Genomic DNA, 15,555 nt, shown 5'->3' on the forward strand with positions numbered 1-15,555 from the left:
ACGTTAACTTAGAAATTCCGAAAAAAAAATAAAAAAATGGATGCAACTCATAAGCTACTATCCATCAAGCATTTTAAATTTGGGATTCCAAAACTGTTAGGGCATTTAACAGAACATATTTTGGAATTTTCAACAAACATATTAAATAGCAAACAATTTTCGTCACAATCAATGTCTATTTTTACATCATCACTCTCCAAACACTGTTTTGGAATATTTAGAACTTCAGATGCACGGGAAACTAAAACAAAGGTTGGGAAATTAAAGATGTCAATTCCCAAATATATTCCATTTGAAATTCCAAAGTCTGCACAATATCCATTTTTACCATCAATTTTACCTACAAAGGTATCGTTTACCTCATCATAACTTGATATTAATCTTTTTTTCATTATATCAACCTCACACATACTATGACCAATATAACTTATATAATGAACCCAAGAGCATATGAAAAGTAATATAAAAACCTTATAATGTAAATAAGTCAATTTTAATGCAATAAAATTGATTTAATATTAAAAAATTGATTTAGAAAAGTATTATAACGACATGGCATATATTATACTATATCAACAAAAAGGTGTCCCGATTGATTGAAGAGACAGAAGAACAATTAGCTCTCGAAGCTGAAATCAAAAATCAAGCTCAAAAATTCATCTCATATATTAATTCAACCCTTCCGGAAAGCATGGAATTGGAATATGAAGGGTTTTACAGAAGAGGATTTTTTGTAAGTAAAAAAAGATATGCTGTAATTGAAGATGGAGAAATCATAGCTAAAGGATTGGAATTAGTCAGAAGAGACTGGGCACCGATTGTTAAAAAAACCCAGGAAGCTGTTTTAATGGCCATATTGAAAGAGGGAGATTCCAATAAAGCCATCAAAGAAGTTAAAAAAGTATTCAAAAGAATCAAAAATGGCGAAGTGGAAAACAAGGAACTGATTATCCACACACAAATCACCAAACCCCTTGACCAATACAAGCAGGTTGGACCACATGTTATTGCTGCAAGGAAAATAGAAGAACATGGCATTAAAGTCACACGAGGAACCATTGTACAGTATATAATCGTAAGGGGAAAAGGTTCTATTAGTCAGCGTGCAATACCTTATGAGTATAGTGAAGGATATGCATATGACAAGGACTATTATATCAATAATCAACTTATTCCAGCAATCGAAAGAATCATGTATTCATTCGGATATTCCAAAAAGGATTTGCAGGACATGTCACGGGGCGAGGTCCAGCAAAGTCTAGATGCATTTTTCTAAAAAAATATATAATACATCACCACCAAAACTAAAAGTATATGATTAATAATGATGAACGTGTTGTTTTCTTTGACGTAGATGGTACTCTACTTGACACATCCGATTTTGCTGAAACTGCAAGAAAAGCAGCTATTGGATTGATGGTGGATAATGGATTACCATTAGATAAAGATGAAGCATACGGTGTTTTAAAAACTATAATTCGAGAAAAAGGATCAAATTACGGAAGACACTTTAATGTATTGACCCAAGTTGTTCTCGGTCATGAAGATCCTATGCTTGTAGCACTAGGAATGATAACCTACCACAATGTTAAAATGGCGCTTTTAAGACCATTTCCAGAAACAATAAATACATTGATATATTTAAAAAGCCAAGGTTATCGCTTAGCAGTTATTTCAAACGGTATTACAATCAAGCAATGGGAAAAATTAGTTAGACTTAACGTACACTCATTTTTTGATGCAGTAATAACCTCCGAAGAAGTCGGAAAAAACAAACCGCAAAAATTGATTTATGATGTTGCACTTAGAAAAATGAACGGTAATCCTGAAAAATCTGTAATGATTGGAAATAAGTTCAAAGAAGATGCATTAGGTGCTGTTAATGCTGGAATGAGTGCTATTCTTGTAAATTCAGACATTACTGAAGAAGACAGAGAATACATAAAAAAAGAAAAATTAGACATTACAATTGCTGAAGATATTGGTGATGTAAAAACAATATTATAAATCACCAATCCAAACTATTTTTTAAAATTCCAATTCCAAAGTCACAGGACAGTGGTCGGAACCGTAAATTTCATTTAAAATTTTAGCAGATTTTACATTATCCTTAATCTCTTCATTAACATAGAAATAATCCAGTCTCCAACCGGCATTCCTTTCACGTGCGCGAGTTCTGTAACTCCACCAAGTAAAGTTATTTTCACCCTCATCAAAGATTCTGAACGTATCAACAAAACCGGCCTTTTCAAGTTCATCCAGCCATGCACGTTCTTCAGGCAAATAACCTGATTTTCCTTCACAATTTTTAGGGTTGTAAACATCAATAGGATTGTGAGCTATATTATAATCACCGGTAATGACAATGTTTTTTCCTGCATTTTTTAGCTCAACCAGCTGCTCCAATAATGCATTGCAAAAATCGACCTTAAAATCAAGTCTTTTTGCATTCATACCACTGTTTGGAAAGTAAATATTATATAAAATAAAATCAGGATACTCGATTTTTAAAACCCTGCCTTCACTGTCAAGATCTTCTACACCAAGACCTTTAGTAACCTCAACAGGTTCTATTTTTGAATAGGTTCCAACACCGCTGTATCCTTTCTTTTCAGCTTCATTGAAATACTGTTCATATCCATCGACATCAGCCAATTTCTTGGGAATTTTATCTTGGGTAGCCCTAACTTCCTGAAAGTTAATAATATCTGCATCAGTATTGTCAAACCAGTCCCAGAATTCATCCTTTTTGGAGACTGCCCTAATACCATTCACATTCCAAGAAACCAGCTTGATTGACATTATAATCTAACTCCTTTATCAAGAGGCACTTCACGAAGCCAGTTAATATCACTTTTGTAAAGCATACGAATATCTTCTACACCATATCTAATCATTGCAAGTCTTTCAATACCCATACCGAAAGCTAAAGCAGGTTGATTGATGCCTAATGGTTTTAATACTTCTGGTCTGAACATTCCAGCACCACCAAGTTCAATCCAACTGCCTTTTTCTTCCAAATAAATTTCAGATTCAGTAGATAAATAAGTATAAGGGAAATAAGCAGGTCTGAACCTTACTTCAAAACCTAATTTTTTATAGAATTCCTTCAAGGTTCCTAAAAGATTTTGATAACTGATATCCTCACCGCAGACAAGACCTTCAACCTGATGGAATTCAGGCAAATGTTTATAATCAAAAGTTTCTCTTCTAAATACCCTACCTACAGAAAACATTTTAATTGGAGGCTCATGTTCAAACAGATGCTTTGTTGAAATTCCAGTTGTGTGTGTTCTCAATACGCTTTGGCGTGCAATGTCTTCACTCCAATCATATTTCCAACCGATTGAACCTGTATCGGCACCTGTTTCATGAGTTTCAGCAGTAAGCTTTACCAAATCATCATCAGGCAAATCACAAGTCAAAGGATTTTTAAGATAAAATGTATCCTGCATTTCACGAGCAGCATGATCCTGCGGTTGGAAAAGTGAGTCAAAGTTCCAGAATGCAGATTCCACATATTCACCGTTGTCTTCTGAAAAACCCATATTTAAAAAGATTTCCCTAATTTCATCAATGATTACTCTTAAAGGATGTTTTTTACCAGCAAAAACTGTTGGCGCTTCTGCATTAATATCATATGGACGGTATTCTAAACTTTTCCATTCTCCTTCTTTTAAATGTTCATGGGTTAATTGGGTGGCCTGTTCTTTGATAGTGAAACCATGTTTAAGAATTTCTTCACCTTTTGGCAATATTATAAATGAGTGTGATGTTTCTTTTTTAATATTTAAAATATTTTTCCTACCAGTTAATTTTTTAAATCCTTCCATTAAATCATCAGTGAAGAGTTTAACTCCATCTGCATTAGCTTTAAGATAATCAAGAACTTTTTCGTCAACACCTGCTTTATTGGCAAAATCTACGCCCACATCCGTAATATTAACTACACCTTTATCGATTTGAGCCCAATTTTTACGGCGCAACCAACCAAGAGCAATATTAGCTTCTTTTTTGTCCATGCCTGTTTCAGAAGCCAAATCTTTCATGTGGATTTCTCTTTTTTCAGCCAATGCATCCAATATTTTTCTTTCAGGAAGTCCGTCTTCGGCATATTTTAAACCGTCATCAGTTAAGGAATAGATTTCCTGAACTTTTTTGTTTACTTCAATTATATCCTTTGAAGCAAGTGATCCTGCTGCACTCATAACTGATTTGATATCCATACCAGTATTTACAGATATCTGCATAGGAGTACTTACAGGATTAGCTTCCAGTTCTTTTAAAAGTTTCTTTTCATATATATGTAATTCTTTAATGGTTTTTTCAATATCATCACTCATTTAAACACCATGATTTATAAATTGATAATATAATAGTATATGTTTAAAATGATTTATAAAGATAGTGCTAATCTTGAATTACAACAACTTTATCAAATACATGAAAAAAGAATTTAAGTCGATAGTCTATAGCTTCTGTAAATTTTCTATTGTTTTATTTAATTCTTCGACAATTATTTTCACACACTCTTCAGCTTCATCATCCAATCTGAAAGGGTCTCTTGCAGATACTTCAAAGCATTCTAAAATTTCGTTTACTGCAATTGTACCAGCCACATTAATTCCCTTATTTTTTAGGATTTTGTTAACACATCCGTTAGGACATCCATTAACCGCAACAAGAGGATACTTTTTAAGCATTTCATCATTTTTGCCTTCAATATCTGCTGATGTTGAACCCATGCAAATAGATATTACATTTTCATTGTCTTTTTTACAGTCCCCAACTGCAACACGAGATACCAACCCATTGGGACTCATTCCGTTGCATGGGGCAAATGCAATTTTTTCCGCCATATTATCATCAATCAATTTATAAGTTTTAAAACCTTTTTCTTTTACTATCAAAATTAATTAGCATTGCTAGAACCTTTGATTTTACCAACATTTATACTATTTCATCACCCTTTTAAGTATGAAAAACATTGTTTTTGAAAATAGTTTCTTCAATGGATTTAATTTGATTTCAGGAGAAAAATCATTATTAATCAAATCAGTTTTTATCCAATATTGCTTATCCGCTTCCATGGAATTTTCTGAATGTGCCAAAGTTCTCCAAACATTATAAAAGACAATATCACCTAATTTTGGATTGTGCAATTTCCCTGATTCAACATCGCCACCAAATTTTTGTGAAATCTCATTGATGTTTTTTGAATCGATTGAATCCTTTCCACCACATGCATAAGTAATCTTATATGTCCTGTTTATACCCCAATGCCTTAATGTTTCATCAATATATTTGGCCACATCCTTTTGACCGGCTCCAGCCGTGGATACAATTACCAAAGCTTTTTTAGTGAAAAATTCAGGCCTGTGATATAGATAGGCAGTATGGTCAAAGAAATTCTTTAAAAGAGCAGATACATTCATGGCATATACAGGACAGGCTATAATGATGCCATCGGCCCATTTTATCTTATCAAGAATTTCCTTAATTTTATCATAGTGAGGGCATTTTTCTTCACTTTCCAGAATGCATTTAAAACAGCCATTGCAAAACGGAATTTTTTCCTTCATCAGATGGATTTCCTCAAAATTCCCGTTAAGATTCTTTTTTGCCTGTTCAACCATTTTCCAGGTATTTTTACGTCTCGGCGAACCGTTGATAATAACATAATTCATAATTACAACTCCTTAAGTTGAGTATCCAAAACTAATTTTTCCCTATATTCAAATCGTTTGTCAAATTCATCAACATCACTCTGATTAACATCAAACACATCCGGATTGTGAAATATTCCCATTTTACTTTCAGGTTTTGTCTCATTCAGCATCTTTATCATGAAAAAGGGACATTCATCTGTGGTATCGGTTCCCTCTAGAAAAATATTATAATTCGATGCACTTTCAAAGCCAAATCTTTGATAGTAATTTTCATCACCAACTACAAAAACGAATGGGATATCTTCTTTTTTTGCAAGATCAAGAGTATATTCGATTAATTTTGAACCCAAACCCTGATTTTGATAATTCTCATGGATTGATATTGGACCCAATATGGCAGCATCAACTTTTTCATCATCATAATCAATCAGACCCCATGAATAATTGATATGGCCAATAATTTCACCGTCACATTCGATTACATAAGCCAATTCACTAATGAAAGATTTGTCGTTTCTTAAATTATGAACAATGTAATGCTCAAATGCTCCCGGCCGATAGATATTCCAAAAGGAGTTTCTTACCATCTCTTCAACACTTAAATAATCATTTTCATTTTCCAATCTTATCATGATAACATTACCTCCTTACAGAATCATAAAGCAGTTTAATATGCTCTTGTGACTTGCCACATAACTCATCAACGAACTTGGCATCATCTTCGGGGTAATTTATGATATAATGCTCATAGAGCAAAAACAGCCCATACTTGTAGAATGATTCTGCAAGCTGTCTTGAGTCAACATCCTCCCTGATCAACCTTTTAGATTTCATTAAATCGAACAGCACAATCCAGCCGTTGACTGCCTCTTCAATTATGCTTTTTTTAAGAAAATCCCTTATTTTATCATTGTGATAGGATTCTATCAGGATTATTCTTGTGATTTTAGACATTTTTTCATCTTTCAGCTGTGATGCAAAGGCGTTTAAGCCGGCATTGTAAAAATAGTCAAAGCTTATGTCCAGATTCGCACTTGCTTCATTGAGTGGAATCTCCTCAGACAGCATCTTATCAATGTAATAATTTAGAATTGAATCCAAAATAGCTTCCTTACTTGGATAATGATTGTAAATGGAGCTTTCCTTTATTCCAACCTCTCGGGCAATCTGGCGAATCGATACACCATCATAACCACGCTCTGAAAACAAATCAACTGAAACGTTGAAAATTTTTTCCTTATTATTGACTTTCATATCATCACAACTAACAGGTGTTAGTTATAAATATATATTACAATTATATAAAACTAACGATTGTTAGTTTAAAAAATAATAAAAAAAGGAGTTATTCGAAATGGGATTTCAAATAACTGACAAATATTGAAGCTGCTGTTAAATCTGCAGTGGTTCCAGGATTATATTTATTTTTAAACATATAATCATCAAATTCACTAACCCTATCGATGAAGTCTGGTGAATCCTTCATTTTAAGCAAATCTCTGGTCATCAAGGATATCTTAAGCGCTTCCTCATCACCATATTTTCTAGATATTAATGTATCCGGAACATGTGACAGAATTGTTAAAAATGTTAAAAGGCAAGCATCATTTTGGGATTTTTCTTCCCTGAGATTGTGGTAAGTCGGATAGCCTATCTCAAAAACGGCAGGCATGTCAGAGGTCATTTCACGGGCAAGCATATCCCATGGAGCTGAAATCTTCAATACATCAAACATTGTTTGACCGTTTTCCCTTAACTCCTGTTTTGCATTGTCGCTTGCAACGTCATACTCATCCTGGTCGCCCATTCCACCAGCATCTGCAATATTTATTGCATCATACAAATCACAGGCATCGTCAACAGACGTATTTCCCATCAACAATTTGATATTTTCACGAATATCATCAAATGAATCACTTATTGATGCTGCAACAGCAATAGGTGTTGTCATCATAACAATACCAAGATTGGTGTTGTTTTTAATCCATCTGTCGGTTTCAGCTACAGCCTGTAAAATATATTTGCCCAATTTTGGATTGTCAACATCCACATCAGTACATGCTTCGCGAATGGTATCTCCAATTACGATTCCACTTATTACAAAGTCCTCAAAGACCATATCATCATAATCTCTAGTCCTGTGGACATTACCTGGCTTTGGATATCCGCTCACTTCAAGTGCTGATGCAATTTGAGCTATTTTTGCAATTTCATTAGCTTCCATTTATATCATCTCATTCAAAAGTAAATATGGTGCGAAATTAGTGATTATCAAGTCTGCTCCAGCACGTTTAATTGAAAGCAAAGCTTCCAAAATTGCTTTTTCTGTTAAAAATCCTTTTTCAATGGCTGCCACAAGCATTGCATATTCTCCACTTACATTATATGCAACAAGAGGCAACATGAACTCATCCCTAACCATGCGCACAACATCAAGGTACGGCAACGCAGGTTTGACCATTAAAAAGTCACATCCTTCAATCACATCAAGTTCACATTCGCGAATTGCCTCAACTGCATTGGCAGGGTCCATCTGATAGGATTTTCTGTCTCCGGCATGAGGAGATGAACATGCAGCAACCCTGAACGGTTCATAAAATGCTGAGGCATATTTTGCAGAATATGACATAATCATTACATTATAAAATCCATTTTCATCCAATGTTTCACGAATTGCCTTGACTCTACCATCCATCATGTCTGAAGGCGCTACAATATCCGCACCAGCCTGTGCATGTGAAAGAGCAACTTTAGCAATATACGGCAGGGATTCATCATTTAAAATCTCGATTCCATCATCAGTATCATCATTTTCAACTATCATTCCACAATGACCATGTGAAGTGTATTGGCATAAGCACACATCAGTGATAACGACCAGGTCTGTTTCCTTTTTAAGTCTTCTAACAGCTTTCTGCACAATTCCTGTAGATGAATAGTCAGGAGTTGCAATTTCATCTTTAGTATCTTCAGCAGGAATTCCAAATACAATAATTGATTTCAATCCTTTTTCTTCCAATTGTTTAGCAAATTCAACTCCACTATCCAAGGAATATCTATATTCACCCGGAAGAGAGGAAATCTCCTCTTTTTCATCACCATTGAGCTCTTCCTTAAAATAAATCGGATAAATCAAATCTTCTTTTTCAAGTTTTGTCTCACGAACAATATTTCTAATTTTGGCATTCTTTCTAAGTCTTCTCATTCTTGTAGTCGGAAATTCCATAACAATCACTCAAATATCAATTACTTATACTTTTTATCAATCAACATATATAGAAATTTTGAAAAAAATTCATATCATACACAATATTGATTTTGATTAAACTGTTTTAAGTTTCCAACAATGCAAAAATATTTGTGAAAATTTAAATGTTTAGAATACAAATATACCATCAATTATCATAAGAGGCCAAATTCATGTCAAATTCTATAGGAGAAAAATTCAGAATAACAAGTTTCGGGTCAAGCCATGGAAAGGCTTTAGGTGCCGTTGTCGATGGATGTCCTGCAAACTTAGAATTAACCGTTGAAGATATTCAAAAAGAACTGGATAAAAGAAAACCTGGAACAAGCAGTGTTACAACACCCCGAAAAGAAGGAGACGAGGTCCAAATACTGTCTGGAATTTTTGAAGGAAAAACAGATGGAACCCCAATTACAGGTGTTGTTTTCAACAAAAACCAACATTCTAAAGATTATTCAATGTTTAAAAATACTCCTCGCCCATCACATGGTGATTTTGGCTGGATGATGAAATACGGAAACTACGACTATAACGGAGGAGGTCGTGGAAGCGGAAGAGTGACTATTGGTCATGTAATCGGAGGAGCAGTAGCTAAAAAGCTCCTTGAAACAAAAGAAATTGAAATCATATCCCACGTTACACAAATCGGAGACATCACCGCAGACCCGCAAGATTTCAATGCAATAAAAGAAAACATAGAAAAGAATCCCATTCGCTGTGCTGATTTAAAAGCTGCAAAAGAAATGGAAGATTTTATTATTTCAAAAAAAGAGGAAGGCGATTCTGTTGGAGGCATTGTGGAAACAATAGCCATTGGAATCCCTGCAGGTATTGGAGAACCTGTTTTTGAAAGACTGGATGGAGACCTTGCAAGAATATTAATGAACATAGGTGCTGTAAAAGGTGTTGAAATAGGTCTTGGATTTGACGTTGCAAAGCATCTAGGTTCCCAAATCAATGATGAGTATCAAATTGAAAATAATCAGATAACAACAAAAACAAACAATTCAGGAGGAATAATTGGTGGAATGAGCAATGGAATGCCAATCATATCCCGAATTGCAGTAAAACCTACACCATCAATTTCCAAATGTCAGGATTCTATTAATCTGGAAAAAAGAGAAAATGAAAAAATAGAAATTAAAGGCAGACACGACCCTTGCATCTGTCCTAGAGTGACTGCTGTTGCCGAATCCAGCACTGCAATTGTTTTGGCAGATCATATGATTCGTTCAGGATTTATTCATCCGACAAATTTAAAACATTAATTTTTTCTTTTTCTTAATATTGAAAGTTCATCAAACTCGTTGTTTTTAAATGCGAGTTGATATGAATTTTTTCTTTCACTGTCATACAATGTATGGCTGGTGCTGTGAGCATGTGATTCTGTATCCTTAAGTGAGATTATTCTAAATCTTTTAGGATTTTTATAGTTAACATTGAATGACAGTCCATCAAAAGCGGCAATTACTTTAACGCCAGTTTCTTTAGAAATCTTTTTGGCTTCAGTAACAGGATTTGAAGAAATCATTTTAAGACCCAAATGAGTCATAACAGCAACTTTCGGTTTTACTTTATTTATCAAGTCAATGAAATTGCGAGAACACATATGCCCATTAATGGTTCTGTTACCAGGCCTCAATACACTGGCTATTAAAATATCCGCACCTTCATGACATTCACCCAATTCATCAAAGTATCCAGTATCAGAAGTGTAAGATACCTTAAATCCATTGTAATTTAGTTGAAAGCCAACACCTGCAGGATCACCATGTTGAGTTTTTGTTCCCTTTACTTCAATGCCATCAGCTTCAACAACCTCATCAGGCTTTAAAAGCACAGTATTGGACTTGGATTGATGGTAAGCAGAAATGCATGGACCCCATTTTTCAAAACCGTTTAAAACACTAGTGCTTCCAAAAATGGTTCCATATCTTCTGGTCATTCCTTTAGTCATAGCCTCAATAAGAATTTCAGCATCATTATAATGGTCAGTGTGTGCATGAGAAACAAATACTCCACTTAGATTGCGGGGATCAAAACCGAACTGATAAGTTCTTATAAGAGCTCCTGGTCCAGGGTCAATATGATAATTTTTTCCATTGATATTATCAATTCTAAACCCTCCAGTCATCCTTCTTTGAGAGATAGCGGAAAATCTTCCACCACCACTTCCTAAAAATGTCAATTTCATTTTAATCCCATCATATTGAACATAGAATAACATCACATTTCAGAGGAGACTTGTCTTTTTTAAGACATAAATCCTCATTATCTATAGTGACTTTATCTCCAATTTTAACATCATTGCTTTCTGTAAACATTATGACATTTTGACCAGGTGCTGCCAATTGTTTCCAATTTCCATCCATTGCCTGTGTTTTATCATTTAATTGAACATACAATATATTTCCATCAATGGAAACAACTTTTCCAATGTCACCATCATTGATGATTTTTTTGGCCAATTCGATTTCAATGCTTTGCTGAACAATCTGTTCGGTTAAAGTCTGTCTGAACTTAGCCAATACTTTTACATCATTATCAATAGTTACGTTCAAGTGTCTTTGAGCTTGGGATTCGTCAAAATTAGGTTCTTGTTTTAAAACATCACAATTAATACCGACAGTAGGGGTTTTAGCGGCTACTTCTCTTAAAATTTCTTCAAACATTTCTCCCTTGGATTTCAAACTGGAAGAAGGTTTTAATCTTTTTGAAATTAAACGTTCAGCCATTTTCTTGGCAAAATTATTACCGAAAATAACTATACCTGTTTTGCCGGAAGTACGTGATGTCACTTCAGATCCTACCAATTCAACCAATTGATAACCGTTACTGGTTCCGTAAACCCTTCTACGTTTTGTTTCAAAGGTTCCTTTGGTGCTCACTTCACCTCTAACACAATTGCCAACTATTTTTAACTTAGTTGCATCGTCAGTAATTTTTACAGAAATTCCCAATTCATCAGCCCTTCTTTTAAATTCGCCATCAGAACTGATGTCACCATTATACAATTCTTGTTCCAATATTTCTAAATTTTCCTTATCACCGAAATAACCTATTTTCCTTTTATCCGCTGCCATTACACATCCTTTTTTTCCAATGTAAGCAATAATTAAGCTCATATAATTCCCCTTGATACCATATATCATAATTTCAAAAAATTATAATATCAAAAATTTATTATTTATATATAATTATAGTTATCCTATATTATATAGTTTAAGAGAAAATCAGAATTTTTCAAAAAATTCCACATTTATTTTTTAGATAGTATCTGTTCAAGTTTAGTAAAAATAAGTGATTTAAAAATTTTTAAAAAAGCGATAAGTGTAAAATAATGCCGAATGTGTTAAATCAAACAACATATTTAAATATTAATATAACATATATTATAATTATAATAATTGTTAATTATTTATCATTATGAATCAGAATAATGTTTATAATATTAACAAAAAGAATAAGGAGAAAAACTTATGAAAGATCTCAATAAGATGTTTAAACCTGAATCCGTGGCTGTTATTGGTGCATCCAATACACCTGGAAAAGTAGGATACATCATTGTCGATAACCTCATCAATGATGGATTTAAAGGCGAAATATATCCAGTAAACCCAAAGGGTGGAGAGATTTTAGGAAAAAAAGCATATGCAAACATAAAAGATATACCTGAAAAAGTAGACTTGGCAATAATTACCATACCAGTTAAATTTGTAAACCCAACTGTCAAGGAATGTGGTGAAGCTGGCGTGGAAAACATGGTTGTTATTACTGCAGGTTTCAAAGAAGTAGGAGAAGAAGGTGCTAAATTAGAAGCTGAATTAACAGCACTTGGTGAAGAATACGGTATAAACATTATTGGACCAAACAGTTTAGGAATAACTGATTCACACACTCCATTAAACGGATCATTTTCACAAATGATGCCACCAAAAGGAAACATGGCATTCATTTCCCAAAGTGGAGCTATGATGGTAGCTATTATCGATTGGAGTGTAACTTCAGGAATTGGATTCAGTAAAGTAATCAGTTTAGGAAACAAAGCTGGTGTAACTGAAATTGAATTATTACAATACTTGGCAGACGATGACGAAACCAATGTAATCATCTGTTACTTAGAATCAATTTCCGATGACGACGACTTCGTAAGAACCATGAGAGAAACAGCTCATAAAAAACCTATTATTGTTCTTAAATCAGGTTCCAGTTCAGCTGGAGCAGCAGCTGCATCTTCACACACAGGTGCACTTGCAGGAAGTGACCTTGCATTCGACACAGCATTCCATCAATCCGGAATTATGCGTGTAGAAACCATGGCTGAATTATTTGACCTAGGTTTAGCATTCTCCAAAGCACCACTTCCAGAAGGAGATAATGTAGCAATTATTACCAACGCTGGTGGTGGAGGAGTATTAACCGTAGATGCAATGGAAAAAGCTGGCTTAAACCTCGTGCAATTTGATGAAGAAACCACTGCAAAACTAAAAGAATGCGTAACTGAAGAAGGAAGTGCTAAAAACCCTATCGATGTATTAGGTGATGCACCAGTAATCAGATACAAAGAATCATTAGAACTTGTTTTAGGTTATGAAGATGTTGACAGTTTAATCGTTATGGTATGTCCAACTGCATCTGCTGACCCTGATGGAATTGCAGAAGCAATCATTGAAGAGAAAAATAAATTTGAAAAACCTGTTATTGTCGTTAATATGGGAGGTCCATCATTTGAAGCCGCAAATGATGTTTTAAGAGAAAACGGTATACCAACCTACGTATTCCCTGAAACTGCTGTAACTGCTCTTGAAGCAATGGTTAGATTCAAAAGATTAGAAGAAAGAACCTATGATGATGTAGTTGAAAAAGTAGATGATGTTGACAAAGATGCCGTTAAAGCAATATTTGATAAAGTCAAAGCTGATGGAAGAGACACATTACTTGGTAGTGAAGCTTATGCAGTAGCTGAAGCTTATGGAATTTCCGCAGCACCTATCAAATTATCCACATCTGCTGATGAAGCTGCAAGTTTGGCAGAAGAAATGGAATTCCCTGTTGTACTTAAAATCGCATCCGATAAAATTTTACACAAATCAGATATCGGCGGTGTAAAAGTAGGAATCTCCTCAGCTGAAGAAGCAAAAGCAACCTATGAAGAAATTATTGCAAACGCTAATAAAGCACACCCAGATATTGTTCCTGATGGTGTAGAAGTACAAAAAATGATGGATTCCGGTGAAGAAGTCATTGTAGGTATGATTCGTGACAAACAATTTGGTCCTATGATTGCATTCGGTATGGGTGGAATCTATGTAAACCTTATTGAAGACGTTTCATTCAACCTTGCAAAAGGAATGAGCTCTCAAGAAATTGATGAACAAATTAATTCAACCAAAGTATCCAAATTACTTGAAGGATACAGAGGTGAAGCTCCTTGTGATGTCGAAGAAGTTAAAGAAGCTATTAAAAGAGTAGCTAGATTAACCTTAGACTTCCCAGAAATATCTGAGTTAGACATTAACCCAATCTTCGTATACGAAGAAGGTTCATCTGCACTCGATATTAAAATCAAATTATAATTTCTCATACGAGAAATTACTCTTTTTTTATTTTTTGAATCATTTATTATAAGTGATTTTATGAATGGTGAAATTGATTTAGAACTTTATACTATTTCTATAATTAGATTAAACAACGCTTTAGAAAAATTAGAAACTTCACAAAATAATGATGACATTAAAGAAATGTTCAAAGAAAGTTGTAGGGATTTTGAAGAGTTATATAAAGATATCATTTCTGATTTAAATGGAGAAGAAATACAGTTTAATGATTATTATCTATTTTTTGAAAACGGAAAACAGGTGTTTCCGCAGTATATTGACGCTTTGAAAAAAATTGAAAATGAAGAAATTAAAGAATACATTGATTCACTGATAAATGTATTTGCAAACCTTAACAAAATATCTAAATCTTTTCCAAGCCAGCAGGACATGGTAAAATGAGTTTTGATTTAGAAAAAATTGGAATTAACACCGAAGAAAGATACGAATGTATTTACACTACAATTGATGAAAACGGCATTAAAAACTCTGCCGCAATTGGTTTAAAGTATTTTGGAAAAGACAATGTAGGATGTAGGATATTTGAAGGATCAAAAACTCTGGAAAACATTCAAAAAAGCAAAAGATATGTTGTAAACATTACACAAGATCCAATAATATTTACTAAATCCACAATCGACAAACTTCCAAGCGAATATTACACAGATGATGAGGACATTGCCATTTTAAAGGATGCAGGATCATATATAATCGTTAATGTGGTTGATATTGAAGAACAAAAATCTGAAAATACTCCAATCGACAATGACCAAAGTATATTTTTAATCAAAGGCAAGATTGAAAGTGTGACAATCAATGATGAAAGTATTAAAGCATATAATCGAGGATTATCCGGTTTAATTGAATGCTTAGTTAACTTTTCAAGATATTGCATTGTCGATGATGAAAAAAGAGCAGTTTACATGGAAAGAGTCATTGAAAACGAAAGGATGATTGGAAGAATCGGAGATACACAAACAAAAGAAGCTATGAAAATAATCAAAAAAGAATACGAAAAAAATTAAAAAAAAAGCATAGTTAA

At 33.9% G+C, this 15,555-nt stretch carries 17 protein-coding genes; 6 read left to right on the forward strand and 11 right to left on the reverse strand.

Annotation, left to right across the window (positions count from 1 at the left end):
* Nucleotides 1–47: 47 nt before the first annotated feature.
* Nucleotides 48–392, reverse strand: a complete 345-nt coding sequence (locus QZ143_RS03020; RefSeq protein ID WP_292881087.1) for a hypothetical protein — start codon at nucleotides 390–392, stop codon at nucleotides 48–50.
* A gap of 200 nt (nucleotides 393–592) precedes the next feature.
* On the opposite strand from QZ143_RS03020, the gene QZ143_RS03025 reads away from it, so the two are divergent.
* Together QZ143_RS03025 and QZ143_RS03030 are read left to right on the forward strand one after the other, a co-directional pair.
* Nucleotides 593–1,276 carry a DNA polymerase domain-containing protein gene (locus tag QZ143_RS03025; RefSeq protein WP_292606604.1) on the forward strand — a complete coding sequence of 228 codons (684 nt, stop codon included), beginning with the start codon at nucleotides 593–595 and terminating at the stop codon, nucleotides 1,274–1,276.
* Between the two features lie 38 nt (nucleotides 1,277–1,314).
* Nucleotides 1,315–2,007 (forward strand): TIGR02253 family HAD-type hydrolase, encoded by a 693-nt coding sequence (locus tag QZ143_RS03030; RefSeq protein WP_292606606.1) that lies wholly within the window; start codon nucleotides 1,315–1,317, stop codon nucleotides 2,005–2,007.
* A 21-nt stretch (nucleotides 2,008–2,028) separates the two neighbouring features.
* Here QZ143_RS03030 and QZ143_RS03035 read toward each other — a convergent pair whose 3' ends face one another.
* The 8 genes from QZ143_RS03035 to hemB all read right to left on the reverse strand — a co-directional run bounded on the left by QZ143_RS03035 (nucleotide 2,029) and on the right by hemB (nucleotide 8,895).
* Nucleotides 2,029–2,802 carry an exodeoxyribonuclease III gene (locus QZ143_RS03035; RefSeq protein ID WP_292606608.1) on the reverse strand — a complete coding sequence of 258 codons (774 nt, stop codon included), beginning with the start codon at nucleotides 2,800–2,802 and terminating at the stop codon, nucleotides 2,029–2,031.
* Entirely contained in the window at nucleotides 2,802–4,343 is a 1,542-nt protein-coding gene (locus tag QZ143_RS03040; RefSeq protein ID WP_292606610.1) for a phenylalanine--tRNA ligase subunit alpha, read from the reverse strand. Before QZ143_RS03040 ends, QZ143_RS03035 begins: the two co-directional genes overlap by 1 nt.
* Nucleotides 4,344–4,469: 126 nt before the next feature.
* Nucleotides 4,470–4,859: a putative zinc-binding protein gene (locus QZ143_RS03045; RefSeq protein WP_292881091.1), complete on the reverse strand. Its 390-nt coding sequence runs from the start codon at nucleotides 4,857–4,859 to the stop codon at nucleotides 4,470–4,472.
* 96 nt (nucleotides 4,860–4,955) lie between these two features.
* The gene (locus QZ143_RS03050; protein ID WP_292606614.1) at nucleotides 4,956–5,687 is read right to left on the reverse strand and encodes an NAD(P)H-dependent oxidoreductase; all 732 of its coding nucleotides are present in this window, start codon (nucleotides 5,685–5,687) and stop codon (nucleotides 4,956–4,958) included.
* 2 nt (nucleotides 5,688–5,689) lie between these two features.
* The gene (locus QZ143_RS03055; protein WP_292881095.1) at nucleotides 5,690–6,301 is read right to left on the reverse strand and encodes an N-acetyltransferase; all 612 of its coding nucleotides are present in this window, start codon (nucleotides 6,299–6,301) and stop codon (nucleotides 5,690–5,692) included.
* 7 nt (nucleotides 6,302–6,308) lie between these two features.
* Nucleotides 6,309–6,923 carry a TetR/AcrR family transcriptional regulator gene (locus tag QZ143_RS03060; RefSeq protein WP_292881098.1) on the reverse strand — a complete coding sequence of 205 codons (615 nt, stop codon included), beginning with the start codon at nucleotides 6,921–6,923 and terminating at the stop codon, nucleotides 6,309–6,311.
* 91 nt (nucleotides 6,924–7,014) lie between these two features.
* Nucleotides 7,015–7,893: a triphosphoribosyl-dephospho-CoA synthase gene (locus QZ143_RS03065; RefSeq protein ID WP_292606619.1), complete on the reverse strand. Its 879-nt coding sequence runs from the start codon at nucleotides 7,891–7,893 to the stop codon at nucleotides 7,015–7,017.
* On the reverse strand, nucleotides 7,894–8,895 hold the full coding sequence (hemB, locus tag QZ143_RS03070; protein WP_292881101.1) for a porphobilinogen synthase: 1,002 nt from the start codon (nucleotides 8,893–8,895) through the stop codon (nucleotides 7,894–7,896). It abuts the gene before it with no gap.
* A gap of 194 nt (nucleotides 8,896–9,089) precedes the next feature.
* Here hemB and aroC point away from each other — a divergent pair, with 194 nt between their 5' ends.
* The gene (gene aroC, locus QZ143_RS03075) at nucleotides 9,090–10,184 is read left to right on the forward strand and encodes a chorismate synthase (protein ID WP_292881104.1); all 1,095 of its coding nucleotides are present in this window, start codon (nucleotides 9,090–9,092) and stop codon (nucleotides 10,182–10,184) included.
* Here aroC and QZ143_RS03080 read toward each other — a convergent pair.
* Nucleotides 10,181–11,110: an MBL fold metallo-hydrolase gene (locus QZ143_RS03080; protein ID WP_292606664.1), complete on the reverse strand. Its 930-nt coding sequence runs from the start codon at nucleotides 11,108–11,110 to the stop codon at nucleotides 10,181–10,183. The two genes, aroC and QZ143_RS03080, sit on opposite strands and share 4 nt — an antisense overlap.
* A gap of 10 nt (nucleotides 11,111–11,120) precedes the next feature.
* Nucleotides 11,121–12,041, reverse strand: coding sequence for a DUF2121 domain-containing protein (locus QZ143_RS03085; protein ID WP_292606625.1), 921 nt, complete (start codon nucleotides 12,039–12,041; stop codon nucleotides 11,121–11,123).
* Nucleotides 12,042–12,395: 354 nt separating this feature from the next.
* On the opposite strand from QZ143_RS03085, the gene acs reads away from it, so the two are divergent.
* From acs to QZ143_RS03100, 3 genes are read left to right on the forward strand one after another with little or no spacing between them, the layout of a single operon-like run.
* The gene (gene acs / locus QZ143_RS03090) at nucleotides 12,396–14,492 is read left to right on the forward strand and encodes an acetate--CoA ligase alpha subunit (RefSeq protein ID WP_292606627.1); all 2,097 of its coding nucleotides are present in this window, start codon (nucleotides 12,396–12,398) and stop codon (nucleotides 14,490–14,492) included.
* Nucleotides 14,493–14,552: 60 nt separating this feature from the next.
* Nucleotides 14,553–14,915, forward strand: coding sequence for a hypothetical protein (locus QZ143_RS03095; RefSeq protein ID WP_292606629.1), 363 nt, complete (start codon nucleotides 14,553–14,555; stop codon nucleotides 14,913–14,915).
* Entirely contained in the window at nucleotides 14,912–15,538 is a 627-nt protein-coding gene (locus QZ143_RS03100; protein ID WP_292881107.1) for a DUF447 domain-containing protein, read from the forward strand. Before QZ143_RS03095 ends, QZ143_RS03100 begins: the two co-directional genes overlap by 4 nt.
* The last annotated feature ends 17 nt before the right edge of the window (nucleotides 15,539–15,555 follow it).

Source organism: Methanobrevibacter sp. UBA188, from assembly GCF_905234905.1.
Taxonomy (GTDB): Archaea; Methanobacteriota; Methanobacteria; order Methanobacteriales; family Methanobacteriaceae; genus Methanocatella.